Origin of the sequence: Allosalinactinospora lopnorensis (genome assembly GCF_000981225.1) — a bacterium.
GTDB classification, from domain to species: Bacteria; Actinomycetota; Actinomycetes; order Streptosporangiales; family Streptosporangiaceae; genus Allosalinactinospora; species Allosalinactinospora lopnorensis.
The window spans coordinates 1-20,367 of the sequence record NZ_LAJC01000005.1; the positions used below are offsets into that span (position 1 = coordinate 1).

At 70.9% G+C, this 20,367-nt stretch carries 15 protein-coding genes and 5 pseudogenes; 15 read left to right on the plus strand and 5 right to left on the minus strand.

Features of this window, described 5'->3' with window-relative positions; translation table 11 throughout:
- Nucleotides 1-323 precede the first annotated feature (323 nt).
- Nucleotides 324-611 (minus strand): hypothetical protein, encoded by a 288-nt coding sequence (locus VS93_RS29645; RefSeq protein ID WP_046468473.1) that lies wholly within the window; start codon nt 609-611, stop codon nt 324-326.
- A gap of 39 nt (nt 612-650) precedes the next feature.
- On the opposite strand from VS93_RS29645, the gene VS93_RS02945 reads away from it, so the two are divergent.
- The gene (locus tag VS93_RS02945) at nt 651-1,391 is read left to right on the plus strand and encodes a tetratricopeptide repeat protein (RefSeq protein WP_046468474.1); all 741 of its coding nucleotides are present in this window, start codon (nt 651-653) and stop codon (nt 1,389-1,391) included.
- Between the two features lie 34 nt (nt 1,392-1,425).
- The gene (locus VS93_RS02950; protein WP_046468475.1) at nt 1,426-1,875 is read left to right on the plus strand and encodes an NUDIX domain-containing protein; all 450 of its coding nucleotides are present in this window, start codon (nt 1,426-1,428) and stop codon (nt 1,873-1,875) included.
- Nucleotides 1,876-1,922: 47 nt separating this feature from the next.
- Here the strand turns inward: VS93_RS02950 and VS93_RS02955 are convergent, their stop codons facing one another.
- The gene (locus VS93_RS02955) at nt 1,923-2,909 is read right to left on the minus strand and encodes an MBL fold metallo-hydrolase (protein WP_236700309.1); all 987 of its coding nucleotides are present in this window, start codon (nt 2,907-2,909) and stop codon (nt 1,923-1,925) included.
- Between the two features lie 170 nt (nt 2,910-3,079).
- Here VS93_RS02955 and VS93_RS30935 point away from each other — a divergent pair.
- Both VS93_RS30935 and VS93_RS27585 read left to right on the plus strand, forming a co-directional pair.
- Nucleotides 3,080-3,299, plus strand: a pseudogene (locus tag VS93_RS30935) (SDR family oxidoreductase); the annotation flags it as partial.
- Between the two features lie 284 nt (nt 3,300-3,583).
- Nucleotides 3,584-4,096 carry a single-stranded DNA-binding protein gene (locus tag VS93_RS27585; RefSeq protein WP_082126577.1) on the plus strand — a complete coding sequence of 171 codons (513 nt, stop codon included), beginning with the start codon at nt 3,584-3,586 and terminating at the stop codon, nt 4,094-4,096.
- Here the strand turns inward: VS93_RS27585 and VS93_RS02965 are convergent.
- The 3 genes and pseudogenes from VS93_RS02965 to VS93_RS02975 all read right to left on the minus strand — a co-directional run bounded on the left by VS93_RS02965 (nt 4,081) and on the right by VS93_RS02975 (nt 6,948).
- On the minus strand, nt 4,081-5,088 hold the full coding sequence (locus VS93_RS02965) for an HAD-IIA family hydrolase (protein WP_046468546.1): 1,008 nt from the start codon (nt 5,086-5,088) through the stop codon (nt 4,081-4,083). The two genes, VS93_RS27585 and VS93_RS02965, sit on opposite strands and share 16 nt — an antisense overlap.
- A 104-nt stretch (nt 5,089-5,192) precedes the next feature.
- Nucleotides 5,193-6,523 (minus strand): annotated as a pseudogene (locus tag VS93_RS02970) (DUF1015 family protein).
- Between the two features lie 74 nt (nt 6,524-6,597).
- On the minus strand, nt 6,598-6,948 hold the full coding sequence (locus VS93_RS02975; protein WP_046468477.1) for an SCP2 sterol-binding domain-containing protein: 351 nt from the start codon (nt 6,946-6,948) through the stop codon (nt 6,598-6,600).
- 226 nt (nt 6,949-7,174) lie between these two features.
- Here VS93_RS02975 and VS93_RS02980 point away from each other — a divergent pair, with 226 nt between their 5' ends.
- The 11 genes and pseudogenes from VS93_RS02980 (at nt 7,175) to VS93_RS03030 (ending at nt 20,272) form a co-directional block, all read left to right on the plus strand.
- The gene (locus VS93_RS02980) at nt 7,175-8,185 is read left to right on the plus strand and encodes a coiled-coil domain-containing protein (RefSeq protein ID WP_052745487.1); all 1,011 of its coding nucleotides are present in this window, start codon (nt 7,175-7,177) and stop codon (nt 8,183-8,185) included.
- 37 nt (nt 8,186-8,222) lie between these two features.
- Entirely contained in the window at nt 8,223-8,447 is a 225-nt protein-coding gene (locus VS93_RS02985) for a hypothetical protein (RefSeq protein ID WP_046468478.1), read from the plus strand.
- 157 nt (nt 8,448-8,604) lie between these two features.
- Complete coding sequence (locus VS93_RS02990; protein ID WP_046468479.1) at nt 8,605-9,405, plus strand: TlyA family RNA methyltransferase; 801 nt, start codon at nt 8,605-8,607, stop codon at nt 9,403-9,405.
- Nucleotides 9,406-9,584: 179 nt separating this feature from the next.
- A complete protein-coding gene (locus VS93_RS02995) occupies nt 9,585-10,547 on the plus strand; it encodes an NAD kinase (protein ID WP_046468480.1) in 963 nt (320 codons plus the stop codon).
- Between the two features lie 72 nt (nt 10,548-10,619).
- A complete protein-coding gene (gene recN / locus VS93_RS03000; RefSeq protein WP_046468481.1) occupies nt 10,620-12,320 on the plus strand; it encodes a DNA repair protein RecN in 1,701 nt (566 codons plus the stop codon).
- 289 nt (nt 12,321-12,609) lie between these two features.
- Complete coding sequence (gene steA, locus VS93_RS03005; RefSeq protein ID WP_046468482.1) at nt 12,610-13,815, plus strand: putative cytokinetic ring protein SteA; 1,206 nt, start codon at nt 12,610-12,612, stop codon at nt 13,813-13,815.
- The gene (locus VS93_RS03010; protein WP_046468483.1) at nt 13,812-14,849 is read left to right on the plus strand and encodes a copper transporter; all 1,038 of its coding nucleotides are present in this window, start codon (nt 13,812-13,814) and stop codon (nt 14,847-14,849) included. The genes steA and VS93_RS03010 overlap by 4 nt, the downstream gene beginning before the upstream one ends.
- A gap of 191 nt (nt 14,850-15,040) precedes the next feature.
- A complete protein-coding gene (locus tag VS93_RS03015) occupies nt 15,041-16,033 on the plus strand; it encodes a hypothetical protein (RefSeq protein ID WP_236700310.1) in 993 nt (330 codons plus the stop codon).
- Between the two features lie 188 nt (nt 16,034-16,221).
- Nucleotides 16,222-17,818, plus strand: a pseudogene (murJ, locus tag VS93_RS03020) (murein biosynthesis integral membrane protein MurJ).
- Nucleotides 17,815-18,902, plus strand: a pseudogene (locus tag VS93_RS03025) (glycosyltransferase family 4 protein). Before murJ ends, VS93_RS03025 begins: the two co-directional pseudogenes overlap by 4 nt.
- A gap of 357 nt (nt 18,903-19,259) precedes the next feature.
- A pseudogene (locus VS93_RS03030) lies at nt 19,260-20,272 on the plus strand (TerC family protein).
- The last annotated feature ends 95 nt before the right edge of the window (nt 20,273-20,367 follow it).

The window sequence follows — 20,367 nt, forward strand, 5'->3', positions numbered from 1 at the left end:
GGCCCGAGAAACCGAACACCGTCCGGGTCCGGTTACGGTCGTGATGCCATAGAGTGAGAGATCTGGGAGCTACGCGGGACCGCATGCGCTGCTACGGCTGAGTGGCAGCGCTTTTGACTGCTTACGGACGGGCGATGACTGACGACAGCCGATCGGAGAGCCAAGACGACTCCGGAGGCCCGAGCAACGGAGAGCACCATCCCGGAGGCTCAGGCGATCGCGGTGGCAAGAAGGGGCGCCCCCGCGCGGGTTCCGGACGTGGTGATGCTCGCGGCGGGTACCGGGGCGGTTCCGGGCGCGATGATCGGTCCGGTCGTGACCGGTCAGGTGGTGGTGGGTTCGGCTCCCGAGACGGTGATCAGCGGCGTGATGGCAGTGGGCGCCGTGGCGAGTCCCGGAATCGGGGAGGGCGCGAGGAGCGCGATCGTGGCCGCGCGGGACAGGGCCGGGGAAATCGCGACTTTCGTTCCTCCGGTGGTCAGCGCTCCGGTGGGCGTTTCGATCGCGGTCGCGGCCCCCAACAACGGGAGGAGCGCGATCACCGGAACAGGTCGACTGAGCAGCGCGACCCGGCAGACGCCGCTCCGAGGCTTCGCGAGGACATCAGTCATGAGCAGCTCGATCGCGAGGTCTGGGGTGAGCTGAGCACGTTGCCGCGCTCGCTGGCCGAGACCGTGGCACAGCATCTTGTGGCGGCCGGCGAACTGCTGGAGGAGAAACCCGAGCAGGCCTACGAGCACGCCACTTACGCTCGCCGGAAAGCCTCGCGTGTCGGCGCCGTGCGTGAGGCGGCCGGGCTCGCGGCCTACCGGGTCGGAAAGTGGCAGGAAGCCCTGTCGGACCTGCGGGCCGCCCGCCGGATGACCGGGCAGAGCAGCTTCCTGCCGATCATGGCCGACTGCGAGCGAGGGCTTGGGCGCCCGGAGCGTGCCCTGGAAACCACCCGCGAACGCGATGTGGAGCAGCTGGAGGTCGCGGAAAGGATCGAGCTGCGGATCGTCGCCTCGGGGGCGCGCCGCGACCTCGGTCAACTGGAGGCCGCACGTGTCGAGCTTCAGGTTCCGGAGTTGAAGGAGAGACGGGCCCGTCCGTGGACGGCGCGTCTGTTCTACGCCTACGCCGACGTTCTGCTGGAACTCGGGCGGAACGAGGAGGCGCGTGAATACTTCGCGCGGGCCTCGGCCGTGGACCGCGAAGGTCTCACAGACGCCGATGAGCGGCTGGCCGAGCTGGAGGGCGTCGACATCGTGGACGCGGACGATGACGTCGTCTGGACCGACGCCGAAGAGGCTGGGAACCTCGAAGAGCCGCCGGCCGGGCAGGAAGGGCAGGACCGAGAGGAGCGGACCGAGGAGCCTCGCGAAGGGGAGAGCCCGCGTGACTCCTCGTAGGGCGCGTTACCACAGAGTGCCGTCCTCCCCTTGGATGAACGGTGCGACTGTTCGGCTCGGCCGGATGCCGGAGGAGTACGACTCCGTGGTGTGCCTGCTCTTCTCGGGAGACCGGCCTGTTCTCGTGCGTCATCGGGACCGGGCCTGGGAGTTCCCCGGAGGCCATGCCGAGGCGGGCGAGGACGCCGAGACCACTGCCCGCCGGGAGGCGCGTGAAGAGGCCGGCGCGGAGCTGGGCAAGGTGTACGTGGACGGACACTATGTGCTGGCGAACAGGCACACGACCGTCGTCACGCACGCTCAGGTGGCCTCATTCCGGCCGCTGAGAGGGGCGTTCGAGACGGTGGAGGTCCGGGAGTTCGATGTGCTTCCCGCCGACCTCTCGTGGAACGACGGGATCTACGCTCACCTGCTGCGCTCGATCGGCCTGCCCGGCGCGCCGGACGACCGGGTGGCCTGGACCCCCCGTTCGGGGCGGCGGTAGCCGCCTCTGTCCTCCGGGACCGGCCCGCGTCCTGTCCGCCGGAGCGGTCAGGCGTTCTCGGACTCGCGCTTCTCGGCCGCGAGGCGGTCCAGCCAGTGCGCGATTCCAGTGACGTTGCTCTGCACACCGCTGAGAACCTCCAGCACCTCCGCGGCCTCGGCCGATGCGTCCTCAGGAAGCGGACGATAGCGGTCGAGAACGCGCTGCCGGACCATCACCACCGCGTGGTCCAAGTCTCCGGCGGAGCCGTAGGCGTCGCGGACCGCGTCGACCCACACGTGCAGCTCCTCGTCGGCCCGCTCGATGGTCTCGTCGACCGTGTCGACCGCTCCGAAGTGCGAGAACATCAGGCGCTGCGGTGCGATGTCGCTGAACAGGCGCAGCGATCCCAGTGCGGACTCCAGGTCGAAGTCGGGCGGCGGCGTGGCCGGGCGGACGTCGCCGGTGAGGGGGTTGTACACCCCGAGCGCGTCGCCCACGTACAGGTCCCCCGTGGCGGAGTCGACCAGACCGACATGATGCTTGGCGTGGCCGGGGGTGTAATGGGCGACCAGGCGGCGCCCCGGCCCGAGGTCGATCTCGCCGGTCTGCGCCACCGAGCGGATACGGGCGGCATCGGTCGGGCGCATGTCGCCGAAGAGCACGTCGAGCTGGTCACCCCATACGGCTCGGGCGCTGCGCATGAGCCGTGAGGGATCGGCCAGGTGCCGGGCGCCGCGTTCGTGCACCACGATTTCGGCGTTGGGGAACATGCGCGCTATCTCCCCGGCTCCGCCGGCATGGTCCAGGTGGATGTGGGTGACCACGATGGTCGCCAGATCCCGGGCGTCGATTCCGAGTGCCGCCAGCCCGTCGCGGAGTACCGGAGCGGATCCCGCCGTGCCCACCTCGACGACGCAAGGGCGTTCGCTGCGTATCAGGTAGCTCGAGGTGATGCCTGGGTACCCGGCCATCCGGGTGTCGATGGCGAAGATATCGTCGCCCAGCTGGGTGATGCCGCTGGGCAGACCGTTCGCGTCCGCTCCGTCGCGCACTGCTTCGTCTCCTTTCCCGCCGGCGGGTGCCGACAAGGCCGAATCTAGTTCACCCGCCGGGAAAGCGTGCGGGCGGGGCGTGGCGGGATGCCGGAGGTCTCACGGCGGGAAACCTTCCCCCGACCCCTTGAAGGCCTGCACCATCCCTGTAGCGAGGAGGTCTGACCCCCATGACGCAGCACGACCCGGCCCCTGTCGAGCACCCGGATCATGCGGAACTGGCCGGGGATCCGCTGCCCCTCAGGGGGCGGGTGGCACTGGTGACCGGCGCCAGCCGCCGCGAAGGCATCGGTCACGCTGTGGCGCGCCGGCTGTGGAGCGAGCGTGTTCTGCCACCATTTCCGGCCGCACGACGACACCCGGCCCCGGGGCGGAGATGACATCCGGGCGGCGTCAGGGCCCCATGCCGGGGGAAGATCGCCTACGCCGCCGCCATCGCCACGGTGAAGCCGGATGAGTGCGGGCGGGGTTCGCCGCGCGGCGGCCCGGTCTCACACGGGCCGGGGCGGTCCGGGAGAGGAGGACGCGCGAACCGGCGGCGGACTTGTCCACAACGACCGGATCGATCTTCCGGCAGCGGGAACACGCGCCGATCCTGGAACAGTTCGGCCAGTCCGGCGCAGAGCCGCGGGGCCCGGCCGCCCGCACCGCACGCTCCTTTCGGAAGGACCAGCATGCCGAAGCCGCCCACCACGCCCGCCACCGTCCACGCCCCGGTCTCCGCTCAGGCGCCGTTGCCGCAGCCGGGGCGAAGCCCGCGTTCCCCCGGACAGCAGAACGACGGGCGACCGCACGATGACACAGGGCACCGCAACGAGGTCGTTCTGGCGGGCAGGGTCACCGCCGAGCCCGCGGTCCGCGAGCTGCCCAGCGGTGACCACCTGGTCACCTGGCGGATCTCGGTGACCAGGCCGCCGGCGGAGCAGCGGCCCAACCAGCCGGCCGATCCGATCACCTGCGTCAGTTTCCACCCGTCGATCGAGGAAACTACACGCGGCTGGCGGATCGGCGATGTCGTGGAGATCAGCGGTTCGCTGCGGCGCAGGTTTTGGCGGTCACAGAACGGTTCGTCCAGTGTGATCGAGGTCGAGGCCAGGAAGGCGCACCGGGTCGCTTCCCGGGGTACGGCGGGCGGTGACACCCGGGCGCACCCCTCCGTCCGGGAGCCCGATCACCAGCCCAGCTGAGCCAGGGCATCGCGGGAATCAAGGTCCGATCCCGCCTCCTGCGGGGCGGACCATGCGGCCCCGCAAAGGGCGCGTAGGCCGTCGAGGCGGTCCCCCTCGCCGGTGAGCCTCAGGTGTCCTTCGCGCACTGCGGCGGTCCAACCGCCGCAGTGCGCCTCGCCGGCTGCGGCCTGTGTCTCAGGGTGCGGCAGGTTCATCCCTCCCAGGTCCCAGGCGAGGTAGTCCGGTTGGTGCCGGGTGGGAGCGGTGATCAGATCGGCGGGTTTGGTCACGCCCGAGAGCACCAGCATGCTCGCGGCCTCGTTCGAGGTCGCCCCTTCGATGTCGGTGTCGAGCCGGTCGCCCACCACGAGCGGTGCCCGCGCGCCGGTCCGCAGGACCCCCTCCTCGTGGAGGGGCCGCATGGGTTTGCCCGCGACGACGGGCTCCTGGCCGGTGGCATTGGCGATCACCCGCGAGAACGAGCCGTTGGCCGGGAGGATCCCGCGGTCCATAGGGGTGGTGGAGTCGTTGTTGCTCACGACGAACAGTGCCCCTTGGGAGACCGCCAGACCGCCTTCGGTGATCAGGTCGTAGTCCATGCGCGGCGAATACCCCTGGATGACGGCCACGGGGCGGTCGGCGGAGACCGAGACCGGGCGAAGCCCGCGGCGCCATACGGCGTGGCGGAGTCCGGTATCCCCGACGACCAGCACCGGAGACCCGGCGGGGAAACGTTCGGCCACCATGCGGGCGGCCGCGTCCGCGGAGGTCACCACGGACTGCGCGTCCGCCGCGACGTCCAGGGCGGTGAGTTGTTCGGCGACCGCCGCCGGGGTGCGCGCCGCGTTGTTGGTCACGAACACCACCCGCATCCCCGCGGCCCGCGCCTTCTCGACGGCCTCAGGGGCGGCGGGAACCGCTTGGGAACCGATGTACACGACACCGTCGAGGTCGACGAGTGCCGCGTCGTAGATCGCGTTCAGTGGTCGGGCTGAGGAAAGGAGAGTCATGCGCGCCTTCATCGAGAGCTTGCAGCGGTGTCCCATTATGGTCCTCCGGCCGCGGCGCGGTGCCCGGCGGGGCGCCCGATCCGGGCTTGACCGCTCCCGACCGTTCAGTCCAAGCTGCGCAGCACGAGGCCGGTGCGCGGTTTCGGGCCGAAAGAGGTCGATTTGCGCGGGGTCAGCTCGCCGCGGGCCGCGACGGCATAGACGTCCTCCACCCGGAGCGGCGGGGCGATCACGGCGGTGTCCAGTCCGGACCGGGCGGCCGCCACGGCGGCCGCCGAGTCGTCGTGCACCAGTTCCACACGGTCGCCGCCGATTCCCCACAGCGGGAGCAGCAGGTGGTCGAGCACGGCGATGGGCAGCGCCCGCCACGGGGCGGAGCGTTCCGGTGCGGCGGTGGCCAGCCGGTCCATGTCGGGGCTGTGGAGAAGGTAGTGGTCGCCCTGTGCCGCGAGGAGCAGCGCCGGGCCGTTCGCGGCGGCCGACGTCAGCCGTTCGGTGCTCTCCTGCAGCCGGCCCGGTCCGGCGCCGTGGCCGGGCAGCCGTTCGACCGCGCTCACCGCTGAGGCCGCGTCGGCGGCGTCGCGTACTCCCAGGCCGCGCAGGACCCGGTGGATGGCGCCCAGGTGAGGCGACCGAGCATCGGAGTCGACTAGGAAGGCCAGACCGTGGTCGTATGGTCCCGGGCCTTGTTGCCGGGCACGCAGCCGCCGGTAAGCGGCGTAGCGGTGGTGCCCGTCGGCGATGAGCGCCTCGCGGGTGGCCAGATCCGCCGCGATGTCGGCCTGCACGTGCGGGTCTTCGATCCCCCAGAGCCGGTGGGCGACCCCGTCGCCGGTGACCGTGTCCACCAGCGGTGCGGTGGACGGGTCGGCGGCGGCCTCGGTGGCCCGGGTGGCGGCGCCGCGCGCTCACCGGTGCCGCCGCGGTACAGCAGGAAGATCGGTTCCAGGTTGGCCCGGGTGGCCTCCATCAGCCGTGCCCGGTCGGCGACGAGACTCTCGGCGACGTCCTCGTGGGGGCGCACCGGAGTCGCCTCGCCGTGGGGCAGCCGCAGCGCGCCGATGAGCCCCCGTTGCCGCTCCCCAGTAGGGCAGACCTGCTCGTAGACGTAGAGCAGGGGTTTGCGGTCGCGCACCAGCACGCCGTCTTCGACCCAGTGGCGCAGAGTGCGGGCGGCCGACCGGTAGCGGTCCGGGCCCGCCAGTTCGGTCGGGGGGCTGGGACTTTCCGCGGCCGCGGGAGGAACAGTGAGCCGCACGGCGTTGTGCGGGTCCGCGCGTACCAGGTCGGAGTACGCCGCGGCGTCCAGCACGTCGTAGGGAGGGGCCAGAGCGAGCGCGATGTCGAAGGCGGGGGAGTCGAGGAACGCCCGGGCGTCGGATGCGGCGTAGCGGAGGCCGCGCAATGGCGCCAGCTCCAGGGCATCCTCTGGCACGTCTCGTGGCACGCTGGAACGATACCCGCCTGGGCTCCTCCATCAGATCAGGTCAAAGTCCGGGGGACGGGTTCCTAGAGGAGTTTGCGCAGCCGCAACAGGTCGGAGAAACTCACGTCGAGCCTCACCCGACCCGAGAACAGCGCCCTGCCGAAGTTCATCCGGTCGTCGGCCAGTTCGACGAGGTCGTCGCTGGAGACGGTGATGCGGACCTGGGCCCGCTCGGCGGGGGCAGTGGTGCCGCGCGGAGTGACGTTCTCCAGGCCGTTCAGCGTGAGCCGCATATCGAAAACGGTGGCCAGGTCGGGCACTGCGACACTGACGCTGCGCTCCTCGATGTGCTTGCGCCGGTCCGCCTCCTCCACCTCCATAATGCGGTCGGAGGCTCTGGCGAGCGCCGCTCGGCATTCTTCTACGCTGGCCATGGCATCTATGATGCCTTAGCCGGCCGGCCGCCGCCGTTCCCGGGACTGCGGCCGCCCGCTCGCCTGAGCGATCTCCGGTCCGGCGCATTCACCGCGCCGCGCCACAAAGCGTATTTTCGGCGTGCGCTTTCGCTCTGCGGGGCCGGCGATCCCGGTACCGTTGGCCTTTGATCCCTTTTCCCACAGTGGCACCTGTTTTCCGGTAATTCATCAAGGAGCACGTCCCATGGTCGTCGATGCGGTGCGCATCTATTTCGATGCTGCCAGCGGTCTCACCGAGCTGACCCGTAAGCGTGCCGTCGCGGCGGCCAAGGCGCTGCTCAAGATGGGCGATGACCGCTCCGTCGGTGCCGCCCGGGCGTACGGCACCGACCGGTCGGCCGCAGACGACGCGGACGGTCCGGGGCGCATAACCCGGGTCGGCCACGACATCCAGTCACTGGCGGCGGAACTCCTCGAGACCAGCCAGGCCAACCGGGCCGCGTTGAACGCAATGGTGGAAGCCGAGGTCAGGCGGGGGCTGGACCGGCTCGATCTGGTTCGGCGCGACGATTACGAGCGAGTGGTCCGCAGGGTCGCCGAGCTGGAGCGCCGGCTTTCCTCGCAACGTGTGCCCGCCGCTCGCCCCGCTCCGGTCGCCGGAGCGCCGGTGGAGGACGGTACCGCCGGGGAGTCCGGGACGCCAGAGGAGGAGGCGGTGCCCGGGAAGGCAGGCGGCGACACGGCACCCGGCGGAGAACAACGCGGGGCCGCGGCGGGCCCAGCGGGCGGCGCGGCCGCTGGGCCGGGTGACGGGGCCGCCGAGAGTACCGAGGAGGCCTCTGTCGAGGCCGCGATCGGCGGTGAGGCGCCCTCCGCTTCGGTGGGGGGCGAACCCGGTACAGCCGGGGCGGTGCCGGCGGACGAGGGCAGGCGGGCTGCGGAGTCCCGCGTGACCGAGGCGGGCACCGGAGACGAGTCGGAGCGGACGACGGCGGGTACGACTACTGACGCCTCCGGGGGGCGGGAGACGGGCACGGAGGCGGACGCCGAGGAAACCGAATCCGGGAACAGGGGCCCTGACCAGGCGGCCGACGGCTCGCGTCAGCGTTCCGGTTCCGCCGGCAAGGGCGCGAAGACGACTGGCAAGCAGACCGCGAGCAAGGCCGCTGGCAAATCGGGCAAATCCAAGAGCACCACGAAGCGGTCCGGCGGCCGCGCGAAGAACACCGCGCAGGCCAAGAAGAACGAGCAGTAGTGACCATCGTCGGCCTTGAGAGGTACGTGCTGACCCGATGAACGCGGAACACGACGTGAACGGCACCAGTCGGCCGGAGGAATCGGCCGGGGCAGGGATCGCCGCACGCACCCTGGAAGAGGCACGTCGGCGCCTTGCCGCGCTCGACGACCTCCCCACAGCGGATCACGTGGCGGTTTTCGACGAGCTGCACCGGGAACTCTCCGGTGTTCTGGAGCGTCTTGACCAGGGCGGTGAAGCCGGCGGGGGCCAGCGAGGGTAATCGCCGGGGGCGTCCTCGCCGCCGATGGTCGCGCGATGCCGTTCCTGCACGCGGGCAGGCGGGCGGGGCCGGACACCAGGAGGCGAGGCGCCGTGTCCAGCCACCGCGTGCCCGGCCGATCCGCTGTTCCACAGGCACTATCCAGATAGGCGCGATCATGGCCAAACGCACTCGGCTGGATGCCGAACTCGTCCGGCGCGGGCACGCCCGCTCCCGCGGGCACGCCGCCGAGCTCATCGACGCCGGGCACGTCCACGTGGCCGGCGTCCTCGCGGGCAAGCCCGCCACTCAGGTGGGGAGGGACCAGCCGATCGTGGTGCGGATGCCCGATAGCGAGCCCTCCTACGTCTCCCGTGGCGCCCACAAGCTCATCGGCGCGCTTGACGCCTTCGGAACCGGGGTCAAGGGGCGCCACTGCCTCGATGCGGGGGCGTCCACCGGCGGGTTCACCGACGTCCTGCTGCGCCGGGGCGCCGCCCGCGTCGTCGCGGTCGACGTCGGTTACGGCCAACTCGCCTGGTCCCTGCGCAACGACGACCGGGTGACCGTCCGGGAGCGGTGCAATGTCCGCGACATGGCGCCGGAGCAGGCCGGCGAGCCCCGGCCCGATCTGGTGGTCGGTGACCTCTCCTTCATCTCCCTGACCCTGGTGCTGCCGGCGTTGGTGGAGTGCGCCGCACCCGACGCCGATTTCGTGCTGATGGTGAAGCCCCAGTTCGAGGTGGGCAGGGACAGGGTCGGTGCGGGCGGTGTGGTCCGCGACCCCGAGCTGCGCGCCGATGCCGTTCGCTCCGTCGCCGCGCGCGCCCACGCCCTCGGTCTGGGGATCGAGGGCGTGGCCGCCAGTCCGCTGCCCGGCCCGTCCGGCAACGTCGAGTACTTCCTGTGGCTGCGCGCGGGAGCCGCCGACCTGTGCGAGGACCGGTTGCGCGCGGCCGTCGTGGAGGGGCCCCGCTAGATCGCGGCCGCCTTCACCGGCCGGTGGGGCGAGCTTTGCGCGTGGCGAGAGCCGGCGGGGATAACGTCGTGAACAGAGGCACTGTGCCCGGCGTGTTCGGGGTAACGTAACCCGGCCGGGAAGGACTGCGGGACCTCTTCCCCCCCGGGGGCACTTCAGGCAGCTAGGAGGACGTATTCATGACCAGCGCCGGTTTGGTGGGTGGCATGCCGGACGCGCGAGAGCGTCGCAGGGTACTGCTCGTGACGCATACCGGACGTCCCGCAGCGATGCGCAGTGCCCAGTTGGTGCACCAGAGCCTCACCAATGCTGGACTGACCGTGCGGATGCTCGGCCAGGAGGTCGACGAGCTCAAGAGCGCCGGATACGAACTGGATCCGGTCGAGATCGCGCGCGGCGTCGACCCCGCCGAAGGCGTGGAACTGGTCATGGTGCTCGGCGGCGACGGCACGCTGCTGCGCGCCGCGGAGATGTCCCGCCCCGCCGGCGCCCCGCTGCTGGGGGTCAACCTCGGCCACGTCGGTTTCCTGGCCGAGGCCGAGCGCGAGGACCTCACGGCGACCGTGCGCAGCGTCGTCGAGCGCGACTACGGGGTAGAGGAGCGGATGACGCTGGACGTCGCCGTGTTCAACGGGGGGCGGGGCGACAGCGCGCCGCCGGTGCGGACGTGGGCGCTGAACGAGGCGACCCTGGAAAAGGCGACGGCGCGCCGGATGCTGGAGATGGTGCTGGAGATCGACGGCCGGCCGCTGTCCCGCTGGGGGTGCGACGGTGTGGTCTGCGCCACGCCCACCGGGTCCACCGCGCACGCCTTCTCCGCCGGCGGGCCCATCGTCTGGCCGGACGTCGAGGCGCTGCTGGTCGTGCCGATAAGCGCGCACGCCCTGTTCGACCGGCCTATCGTGGTCTCCCCCGAAACCCATCTCGCCCTTGAGGTGCTTCCGAACACGACCGCGGGCGTGCTCTGGTGCGATGGACGCCGTATGGTCGAATTGCCCGCAGGGGCGCGAATCGAGATTTCGCGCGCGGATGTGCCGGTACGTCTGGCCCGTCTGCAGCGGGCACCGTTCACCGACCGGTTGGTCGCGAAGTTCGGTCTGCCCGTCGGAGGGTGGCGGGGACGTGCCGAGCGCAACCGGTAGGTGAACGCCGGTGCGTCTTCGGGCGCACCGGTGACGAATCGGCACACCAGTGCGAAAGCAGGAGAGGGTTCGGTGCTCGAAGAAGTCCGCATCCAAGGTCTCGGTGTCATCGACGATGCCATGCTGGAACTGTCGTCGGGTCTCACCGTGGTCACGGGCGAGACCGGTGCCGGGAAGACCATGGTGGTGACCGGCCTGGGGCTGCTCTTCGGCGGGCGCGCCGATCCGCAGCGGGTCCGGCCGGGCGCCGAGCGCGCTGTTGTGGAGGGCCGCCTGGCCGTGCCCGCCGACAGCCGGGCCGCCGAGCGCGTCTTCGAGGCCGGGGGCGAGCTCGACGACGGTGTGCTGATCCTCAACCGCTCCGTCTCCGCCGAGGGCCGGTCCCGCGCGACGATGGGCGGGCGTTCCGCGCCGGTGAGCCAGCTCGCCTACCTCGCCGATGACCTGGTCGCCGTGCACGGCCAGTCGGACCAGCAGCGGCTGCTGCGCCCGGAGCGTCAGCGCTCGGCTCTGGACCGGTACGCCGGGGAGCGCCTCGCCGGCCCGCTCAAGTCCTACACCGTCGCCTATCGTCGGCACCTGCAGGTCGCGACCGAGCTGGAGGAGCTCACCGAGCGTGCACGGGAGCGCGCGCAGGAGGCCGATGTGTTGCGGTTCGGGGTCGAGGAGATCACCGAGGCCGAACCGGCGCCCGGCGAGGACGCGGAGCTGCTCGCCGAGGAGACACGGCTGGCCCACGCCGACGCGCTGCGCAGTGCCGCACAGACCGCCCACGAGGCGCTGACCGGGGACCCGGCCGCGGAGGTCCAGGCCGACGTGGTGGGGCTGCTCGCCGCCGCGCGCGCGGCGCTGACGGCCGTGCGGGAGCACGACACCGCGCTGGCCTCGGTCGCCGACCGGCTCGACGAGGTCAGCTACGTCCTCAGTGATGCCGCCACCGAGCTGGCGTCGTACGCGGAGTCAGTGGAGGCGGACCCGGCCCGCCTGGCCGCCATCCAGGAGCGCCGCGCGCTGCTCACCCAACTCTCCCGGAAGTACGGGGAGACCACCGACGCCGTCCTGGCGTGGGCGGAGGAGGCCGCGAAGCGTCTTACCGAGCTCGAAGGCGACGACGAGCGTATCGAGACGCTGCAGACTGAGGAGGCCGAGCTGCGGAACCGGCTGGCCGAGCTCGCCGACGAGCTGACCCGGATCCGGACAGAGGTCGCGGAGGAGTTCGGCGCCGCGGTCACCGAGGAGCTCACCGCCCTGGCGATGCCGCACGCCAGCGTCACGGTCCGGGTGAACACCGGTACGGAGTTCGGCCCGCACGGGCGTGACGACATCGAACTGCTCCTCTCCGCGCATCCGAGCGCGCCGCCGCTGCCCCTGAACAAGGGGGCCTCCGGCGGTGAGCTCTCCCGTGTCATGCTCGCCATCGAAGTGGTCTTCGCCGGTGCCGACCCGGTTCCGACCTTCGTCTTCGACGAGGTCGACGCCGGGGTCGGCGGCAAGGCAGCTGTGGAGATCGGCCGCCGGCTGGCCCGGCTGGCCCGCCGTGCCCAGGTCATCGTCGTCACGCATCTGCCCCAGGTCGCCGCGTTCGCCGACGCGCACCTGGTGGTGGAGAAGTCCAACGAGGGGACGGTCATCGCGAGCGGTGTGACCCGCCTCGACCGGGCCGGCCGCGCTCGCGAGCTCTCCCGAATGCTGGCGGGGCTCGAGGACTCCGAGCTCGGCCGCGCGCACGCCGAAGAGCTGCTGACGATCGCGGCGGCCGACCGTCCCTCGTAGCCGGGGAGGGGGTCGTGAGGAGCATGGGAGCCGTGGGGTTTCGTCCACTGCCGCCGTACTGGTGTCCGCAACCGGCCATGGTCGGTCGGGCTCCGCGGAAGGCCGCCTGGCCAGCGTGTTAGCGGCCTGGGACGTCGTCCTCGCACTGCACTGCAGACAGACATCCACTTATCGGATCACGGGATGCGTAGCCAGCGGGCAGTTGGCGGGTATGGGGCTACCGGGGGCGAACACGCCGTATACGTCGCGTAACGGTGATCCCGGAAAGGGCTCTGGCAGTATGCGAGCAATGAAGGTCCCGACAGCGCTCGGCGCCCGATTCGGCAAATTCCGTCGTCAGAAGGTCGACGGACCTGCAGGCCTATCCGCCCCCGTCCGCGTGGATCGTCGGACCAAGGACCTCACCAAGCGGTTGCGTCCCGGTGACATAGCGATCATCGACCATGTCGACATCGACCGGATCAGCGCCGAAGCGCTGGTGAACTGCGGTGTCTCGGCCGTGCTCAACGTCGCGGCCAGTATCAGCGGGCGCTACCCCAACCTCGGCCCCCATCTGATCGTCGAGGCCGGGATCCCGCTCGTCGACGACGTCGCCCCCGAGGTCTTCGCCCGGGTGCACGAAGGCGAGGAGCTGCACCTCGAAGGCGGCACCCTCTACCGCGGGGAGGAGGAGGTGGCCAAAGGGGTCGAACAGGACGCCGCCTCCATACAGAGCGCCATGGCCGAGGCCCGCGCGGGCCTCTCTGTGCAGTTGGAGGCGTTCGCCGCCAACACCATGGAGTACCTCAAGCGGGAACAGAAACTCCTGATCGACGGGATCGGGATTCCCGACATCAAGACCAGGATCGACGGCAGGCACGTGCTGATAGTCGTCCGCGGGTACGACTACCGGGACGACATCTCGGCGCTGCGCTCCTATATCCGCGAGTACCGGCCCATCATGATCGCGGTGGACGGCGGCGCCGACGCGCTGCTGGAGGCCGGGTACCGCCCTGACATCATCGTGGGCGACTTCGACTCGGTGTCCGACTACGCGCTGGCCAGCGGTGCGGAGCTGGTGGTGCACGCCTACCGGGACGGCCGCGCGCCCGGACTCAAGCGCATCAATGACCTCGGCTACGAGGCCGTGGTCTTCCCGGCCACCGGTACGAGCGAGGACGTGGCGATGCTGCTCGCCGACGACGCCGGGGCGGCGCTCATCGTGGCCGTCGGTACCCACGCCACTCTCGAAGAGTTCCTGGACAAGGGGCGTGCAGGCATGTCCAGCACCTTCCTCACCCGGCTGCGCATCGGCGGGAAGCTCGTCGATGCCAAGGGCGTCAGCCGGCTCTACCGCAGCCGGATCTCGCCCTGGGCGCTGATGGCGCTCGTCATAGCCTCCTTCCTCACGATCCTTGTTGTGATCTACAGCTCGCCGGCAGGGCAGGTCTACATCACTTTTCTCGCTGCCCGCTGGGACGCGCTCGTCTACTGGTTGACCGGACTGCTGCCGTGATCGATTTTCGCTATCACCTGGTATCCATCGTCGCGATCTTCCTCTCCCTGGCGGTCGGCGTGGTCCTCGGCACGACCATGCTGCAGGATCCGCTGCTGAACACGCTCAAGGCCGAGACGGCCGATTTACGTGAGCAAAGCGAGCAGCTGCGTTCGGAGAAGGACATCGCCGACCAGCTCAACGCGGGCGGAGACGAGATGGTCGCCGCTCATGCCGACGACATGCTGGAGGAGCGGCTCGACGGCGTCCGTGTGGTCATCATGGAAGCGCCGGGGGTGGAGGAGGAGATGCGCGACGACATCATCGCGCGTATCGAACAGGCGGGCGGGACCGTGCCTGGCCGTCTGGCCTTCGCCGAGAAGTACATCGACACCGGTCAGGCCGCGTTCGTCGACGAACTCACCGAGGAACTCTCCAACGGCGCCGAACTGCCCGACGGTAACCCCTACGAGAGGGCCGGAGCGCAGCTCGCCCAGGCGGTACTGGAACCCGATACCGAGGACGCCGGCCGCAGCGACGATGAGGAGAACGCGGCCGAGGAGGACACGTCCTTCGACGCCGATGCCGTGCTCGCGGGCTTCGCCGAGACCGAGCTGTTGGCCGTGCACGGGGACCCGGCGGAGAGCGCTGACATCGGACTGGTTCTCGGCCCGGCGTACTCCTTCGCCGTCGAGGAGGAGCGCTCCCCGGAGACGGAGGAGGAGACGCCGCCCGGCAATGGGGTCATGCTCGCCTTGGTCCGCGCGTTGTACGACGCCTCGGACGGCGCGGTCCTCGCCGGCCCGACCTCGTCCATCGGCGTCGGCGGCCTTGTGGCGCAGGCGCGCCACGAAGAGGCCCGCTACAGCACCGTGGACGCGGCGGGACGCACTACGGGGAACGTCGCCACCGTGCTCGTCCTGGCGGCCGCGACCGAGGGGCGGTCCGGGAGTTTCGGCATTGGCCAGGCCGCCGAGGGCTTCCTGCCCGATCCGCTGCCGGAGGCCAAGAGCGAGGCCGAGGAGAACGACAACAACAACCAGGGCTCCGAGTGAGTCCGGACAACGCGGAGATGTGACGTAAGCGGGTTGCACAGTGAGTCTTCTTCGTCCTGTTTCCGGGGAGGGGCGCGAACGCGTGGGCGAGCACGGAGCGGACCCCGGAGGGCGCGCCACAGGTCCAGCCCTCCTCGCCTGCGTCGCTTCCCGGCGATGAAAAGCCCCAGTCGAAGAATCGGAGCGTTCCCATGGTCTTCCCTCGTTCCACCACCGGGACCCGCCGCATCCGGCCTCTGGTGCGGGGTGCGGTCGGCACCGTGCTGGGCGCGGTCGCCGCGCGCGCCGCCTACGGCGTGCTGGCCCGCTCGCCGGCTCGCGACACCGTGGACGACGTGTTCAAGGTCGCCGAGCACTCCCGCGATGTATGGACCCGGACCAACTTCCGGGGGGAGGAGGTGACGCTGCTGGAGGGGCCGGCGCTGGCGGCGGGTACCTGCGCCGCTGCGGCCCTGACCCCGGGGGTGCCGCCGCGGCTGCGGACGGCGACAGTGGTCGCCGCGCTCGGTGCCACCGCGTTCGGCGGCTATGACGACCTCTCCGGGACCGGCGCCTCCCGCGGCTTCAGGGGGCACCTGGGGGCGCTGGCACGCGGCGAGATCACCACCGGCGCCATCAAGATCGCCGGGATCGGCGCGACCGGCCTCGTGGCGGCCGCGCTCCTCGACCGCCGCCCCGCGGACACCGCCATCAACGGCGCCTTGATCGCGGGCACCGCCAACCTGCTGAACCTTCTCGACCTGCGTCCCGGGCGCGCGGCCAAGGCGGGGCTGCTCGCCGGCGCTCCCGCGCTCACCGGGCCGGCTTCGGGGATCGCAGGGTCCGTGGTCGGCGCCACCGCGGCGCTGCTTCCCGAAGACCTCGGGGAACGGGCGATGCTGGGGGACGCCGGAGCCAACGTGCTGGGCGCCGTCCTGGGCGTCACCGCCGCGGCCTCCCTGCCGCGTCCGGCCCGCGCCGGTATCTTAGGGGGCGTCATCGGCCTGACACTGGCCAGTGAGTTCATCAGCTTCACTCGGGTTATCGACCGGGTGCCGCCGCTGCGGCGCCTCGACGAGCTCGGTCGGCGCCGCGCCCCCGAGGACCACACAGCGCCAGAGGAGACCGCGCCACCCGCTCCGGATGCCGAGCCCGTCCGGGTGATCGTGCCGCCCCAGAGAGGAAGCGGGTCCGCCGGCGGGTGAGGCGCCGGGCGTGTCGGGTGGGCGTCCCGGTCGTCCGGTCGTTCCATCGCTGCGTGCCGGGCGGAGGAGGCCCCGCGGCGGCGCGCACACGAAGAGCGAGGCGACGACGTGGAGCATGGGGGGCGTAGACGGACGTGAGCTGGGAGCGGATTCGCGGGCTGAGCGCCGGCGTCGCCGGGGCCGCCGCGATGATCGCCGTGGTGACCGCGTTCGCGCGGGCCGCCGGGTTCGGGCGTACCGTGGCGTTCTCCCAGACGGTCGGGGACAACTGCCTGGGCACCGCCTACGTGACCGCCAACCAGTTGCCCACCGTGCTGTTCGAGATCGTCATCGGCGGTGCCCTGGCCGGGATGGTGGTCCCGGTTCTGGCCGCGGCGGCCGCGCGAGGGGACCGCGACCAGGTGTATGCCACCGCTTCGGCCTGATCACCTGGGTCGTGATCATCGCGGTGCCGCTCAGTCTGCTGCTCGCCGCCGTTTCGCTCCCGGCGATGTCGCTGATGCTGGGCGCGGGCGCCGGCTGCGACCGCGAAACGCTGCTCGGTTTGGCCGTGCGGTTCCTGGTGGTCTTCGCCCCGCAGATCCTCTTCTACGGGCTGGCGGCCGTCCTCTACGGCATCCTGCAGGCGCACCGCCGCTTCCTGGCCCCGGCGCTCGCGCCGCTGGTGTCCAGTCTTGTGGTGATCGCGGTCTACATCGCGTTCCTCCCGCTCGGAGACGGATACCAGAACGACCTCGCGAATCTTCCTCTCAGCGCCGAGCTCACCCTGTCGGTCGGTACCACGGCCGGTGTCGCCACCTTGTTCCTCACCGCGCTCGTTCCCGCCGTACGGCTGCGGCTGCGCCTGCGGCCCAGACTGTCCTTCCCGGACGGGGTGGGCCCCGGGTCCGCTCGCTGGCCGTTGCCGCGCTGCTGCCCTTGGTGGCGATGCAGCTCAGCCTGCTGCTCGCGCTGACCCTGGCCAACCGGGGCGGGGGAGCGGGCGCGGCAGTGCTCTACAACTACGCGTGGATCCTGTTCACCCTGCCCTACGGGGTCGTCGCGATCCCGATCGCCACGAGCGCCTTCACCACGCTGTCGGTTCGGCACAGTGAACAGGATTCCGGTGGATACAACGCGGTACTCGCGGTGAGTTCCCGCGCCTCCATGGTGATCACCGCGGCGTTGGCCACGGCGCTCGCGGCCGCGGCGGCGCCGGTGGCCGCGGTGTTCGCCCAGAACGATCCGCTGCCGCTGGAGCGGGCGCTGCTCAGCTTCGCTCCCGGGATCGTCGGCTTCGGCCTGGTCGCGCTGCTGAGCAAGGCGCTCTACGCCTCCCACCACGGCAGGGAGGCCGCGGCGGCGCAGGTCGTCGGGTGGATCACGGTGATGGGAAGCAGTACCGCGCTCGTCATGGCCGCGCCTCCCGACTGGACCGTCGCGGCGCTGGGCGCCGGCACCTCGGCCGGCCTCACACTGGCAGCCGCTCTGCTGGTGGCGGTGGCACTACGGGCGCACGGGCGCGCGGCGTTCGCCGGGCTCGGACGCGGAGCGATGGCGGTCGTCGGAGGGGCCGTCGCCGGATACCTTGCTGGGGCGGCCGTCATCGGGTTCTTCGACATGCCCGGGGTATGGCAGGCCGCCGGGGCTTCCATCACAGGCGGCGCGGCCGCCGTGGCGGCCTTCGGCGTCGTGGCCGCGGTGGTCGACGCGGGGGCGGTCCGGGCCGCGTTCTCCCGGCGGACGAACAACTCGGCGGCTCAGTCGGCCGTCCCGTCCGCGACCGACGAAGGGAACAGGCCATGAGGGGACACCGGATCGCTCTGGTCATCGCCACCAGCAGCGGCGGCGTGGGAAACCATGTGCGTTCGCTGGGCGCGGGGCTGGTGGCCCGGGGATGCACGGTCGTGGTGATCGGCCCGCCGGAGACCGAGGAGCGCTTCGGCTTCACCGCCATCGGGGCGCGCTTCGCCCCTGTGGATATCGGTGCGGCCCTGCACCCCATGCGTGATGCGGCCGCGCTCGTCCGGCTCGGCGGACTGGTCGCCGGGGCCGATGTGGTGCACGCACACGGCATCCGGGCCGGGGCGATGTGCGCTCTCTCGGGGGTGTCCCCCCTCATCGTCACCGCCCACAATGCCCCGCCCCCGGTGTCCGGGCCACGCGGGCTGGTCTTTCCCGTCCTGGAACGTGTCGTGGCCCGCCGGGCCGACGTCGCTTGGGGGTTTCCGGTGATCTGGTGCGGCGGCTGCGCGAACGCGGTGCCCGCGATTCCCGGCTCGCAGTGGTGGCCGCCCCGCCCATGCGTCCCGCCAGGCGAGACCGCGATGCCGTGCGCACCGAGTTGGGCGTACCGCCGCAGAGCCCGCTGCTGCTGGTCGTGGCGAGACTCGCCGCGCAGAAAGGACTGGACGTCCTGCTCGACGCGGTTCCCGCGATCGCCGACCGGGCCTCGGAGCCGTTCGTCGCCGTCGCGGGCGACGGCCCGTTGCGCGGCGAACTCGGCGCCCGCGCCGCCGACGAGGGGCTCCCGGTACACCTCCTGGGGCGCCGCGATGACATCCCGGAGCTGCTGGCCGCTGCGGACCTGTTCGTGCTGCCCAGCCTCTGGGAGGGGCCGTCCCTGGTCATCATGGAGGCGCTGCGGGCCGGGCTGCCGGTCGTGGCCTCCAGGGTGGGCGGTATCCCGGACCTGTACTCGGACGTGGCGCTGCTGGTTCCCCCAGGCGACGCCGGGGCGCTCGCCGGCGGGGTGGCGCGTGCGCTCGGCGACCCGGAACTGGCGGAGCGGATGCGTGCGCAGGCGAAGCGTGCGGCCGAGGCGCTGCCCACCGAGGAGGACACACTGGACCAGGTCCTGGCGATCTACGGCTCGCTCGCGGGCCGGTGACGGCTACCCGGGGCGGCGGGACACCGGCCCGCGCGGGCAGCGGCCGGTGTTGCGATCGACACGTTGCACGGACATGGCTTGACCGCCAGTAGGCATTGGGAGCGGATCGGTGGCATCATGGGGGGTGTCCCGGAAGGTCGCGGAACGTCTTCACGCGTCCGGTTCCGGAGTGCACACGGCGAGGGGAGTATCCCTGCGCGGCGGTGTCGTCATCACGGGGCGCAATGACGCGGCCCCCGGTGCCGTCGGCTCGCATTCGCTGCCGGTCGGCTGCGGTCATTGCGGGTGGGAGAGACCTCCGGTGGCAGATATGCCCGTATTCAACGACCGGGCACGTCAACCGGAGGAGCAATCTTAATGAACGTCCCCTTGTGGGTGTGGCTGGCCACGGTCGGCGCGATGATCGCCATTCTGGCTATCGACCTCGCGATCGTCGACCATCCCTGGAGTAAGAAGCGGGGACCTCAGGAATTCGGCATGCGGCAGGCCGCATGGTGGGCGACCTTCTACGTCGGGATCGCGATCCTCTTCGGTATCGGTCTGTGGTACGTGGGCGGTGCGACGGTCGCCGGCGAGTACTTCGCCGGTTTCCTCACCGAGAAGAGCCTCAGCGTCGACAACCTTTTCATCTTCTACCTGCTCATCGGCGCGTTCGCGGTGCCGAGGAAGTACCAGCACGAAGTGCTGCTGATCGGCATCGTGCTCGCCTGATCATGCGCGGCATCTTCATCGCGATCGGCGCGCAGGCCATCAACGCCTGGAGCGAGGTCTTCTACCTTTTCGGCGTCTTCCTGATCTACACCGGAGTCAAGATCGTCCGGGACCACATTAAGCGGGACGAGGTGGCCGACGAGGATTTCACCGACAACTTCGCGGTGCGCGTGGTCCGCAAGATCTGGCCGGTCACCGATGAGTACCACGGTGCGCACCTGACGGTGAAGCAGCACGGTCGCCGCTACCTCACGCCGATGTTCCTGGTGATCCTCGCGATAGGGGTCATCGACGTGGTCTTCGCGGTCGACTCCGTTCCGGCCATCTTCGGCCTCACCCAGGATCCCTACATCGTCTTCACCGCCAACGCCTTCGCCCTCATGGGACTGCGCCAGCTGTACTTCCTGCTGGCCGGGCTGATGGACCGGCTGGTGTACATCAGCTGGGGGCTCGCGGCCATCATGGGGTTCATCGGGGCCAAGATGATCCTGCACGCGCTGCACGAGAACGGTGTCCACGTCCCGGAAGTGGGCGTCGGACTCTCCCTGACGGTCATCATCGGTGTGATGACGGTGACCATCGTCGCCAGCCTGCTCAAGTCGCGCGTGACAACGAAGGAGAAGGCCGTCCGGGGCTCCCGCGGCCCGGGATCGGAATGAGCCGCGTTCGAACTGCTGTTCCCCTATAGTGGGGGTGCCCGCCGCTGCGGCGGGCACCGGGCGTTCCCCGCGAGGCGGAAGTTTCCACCGCCCGG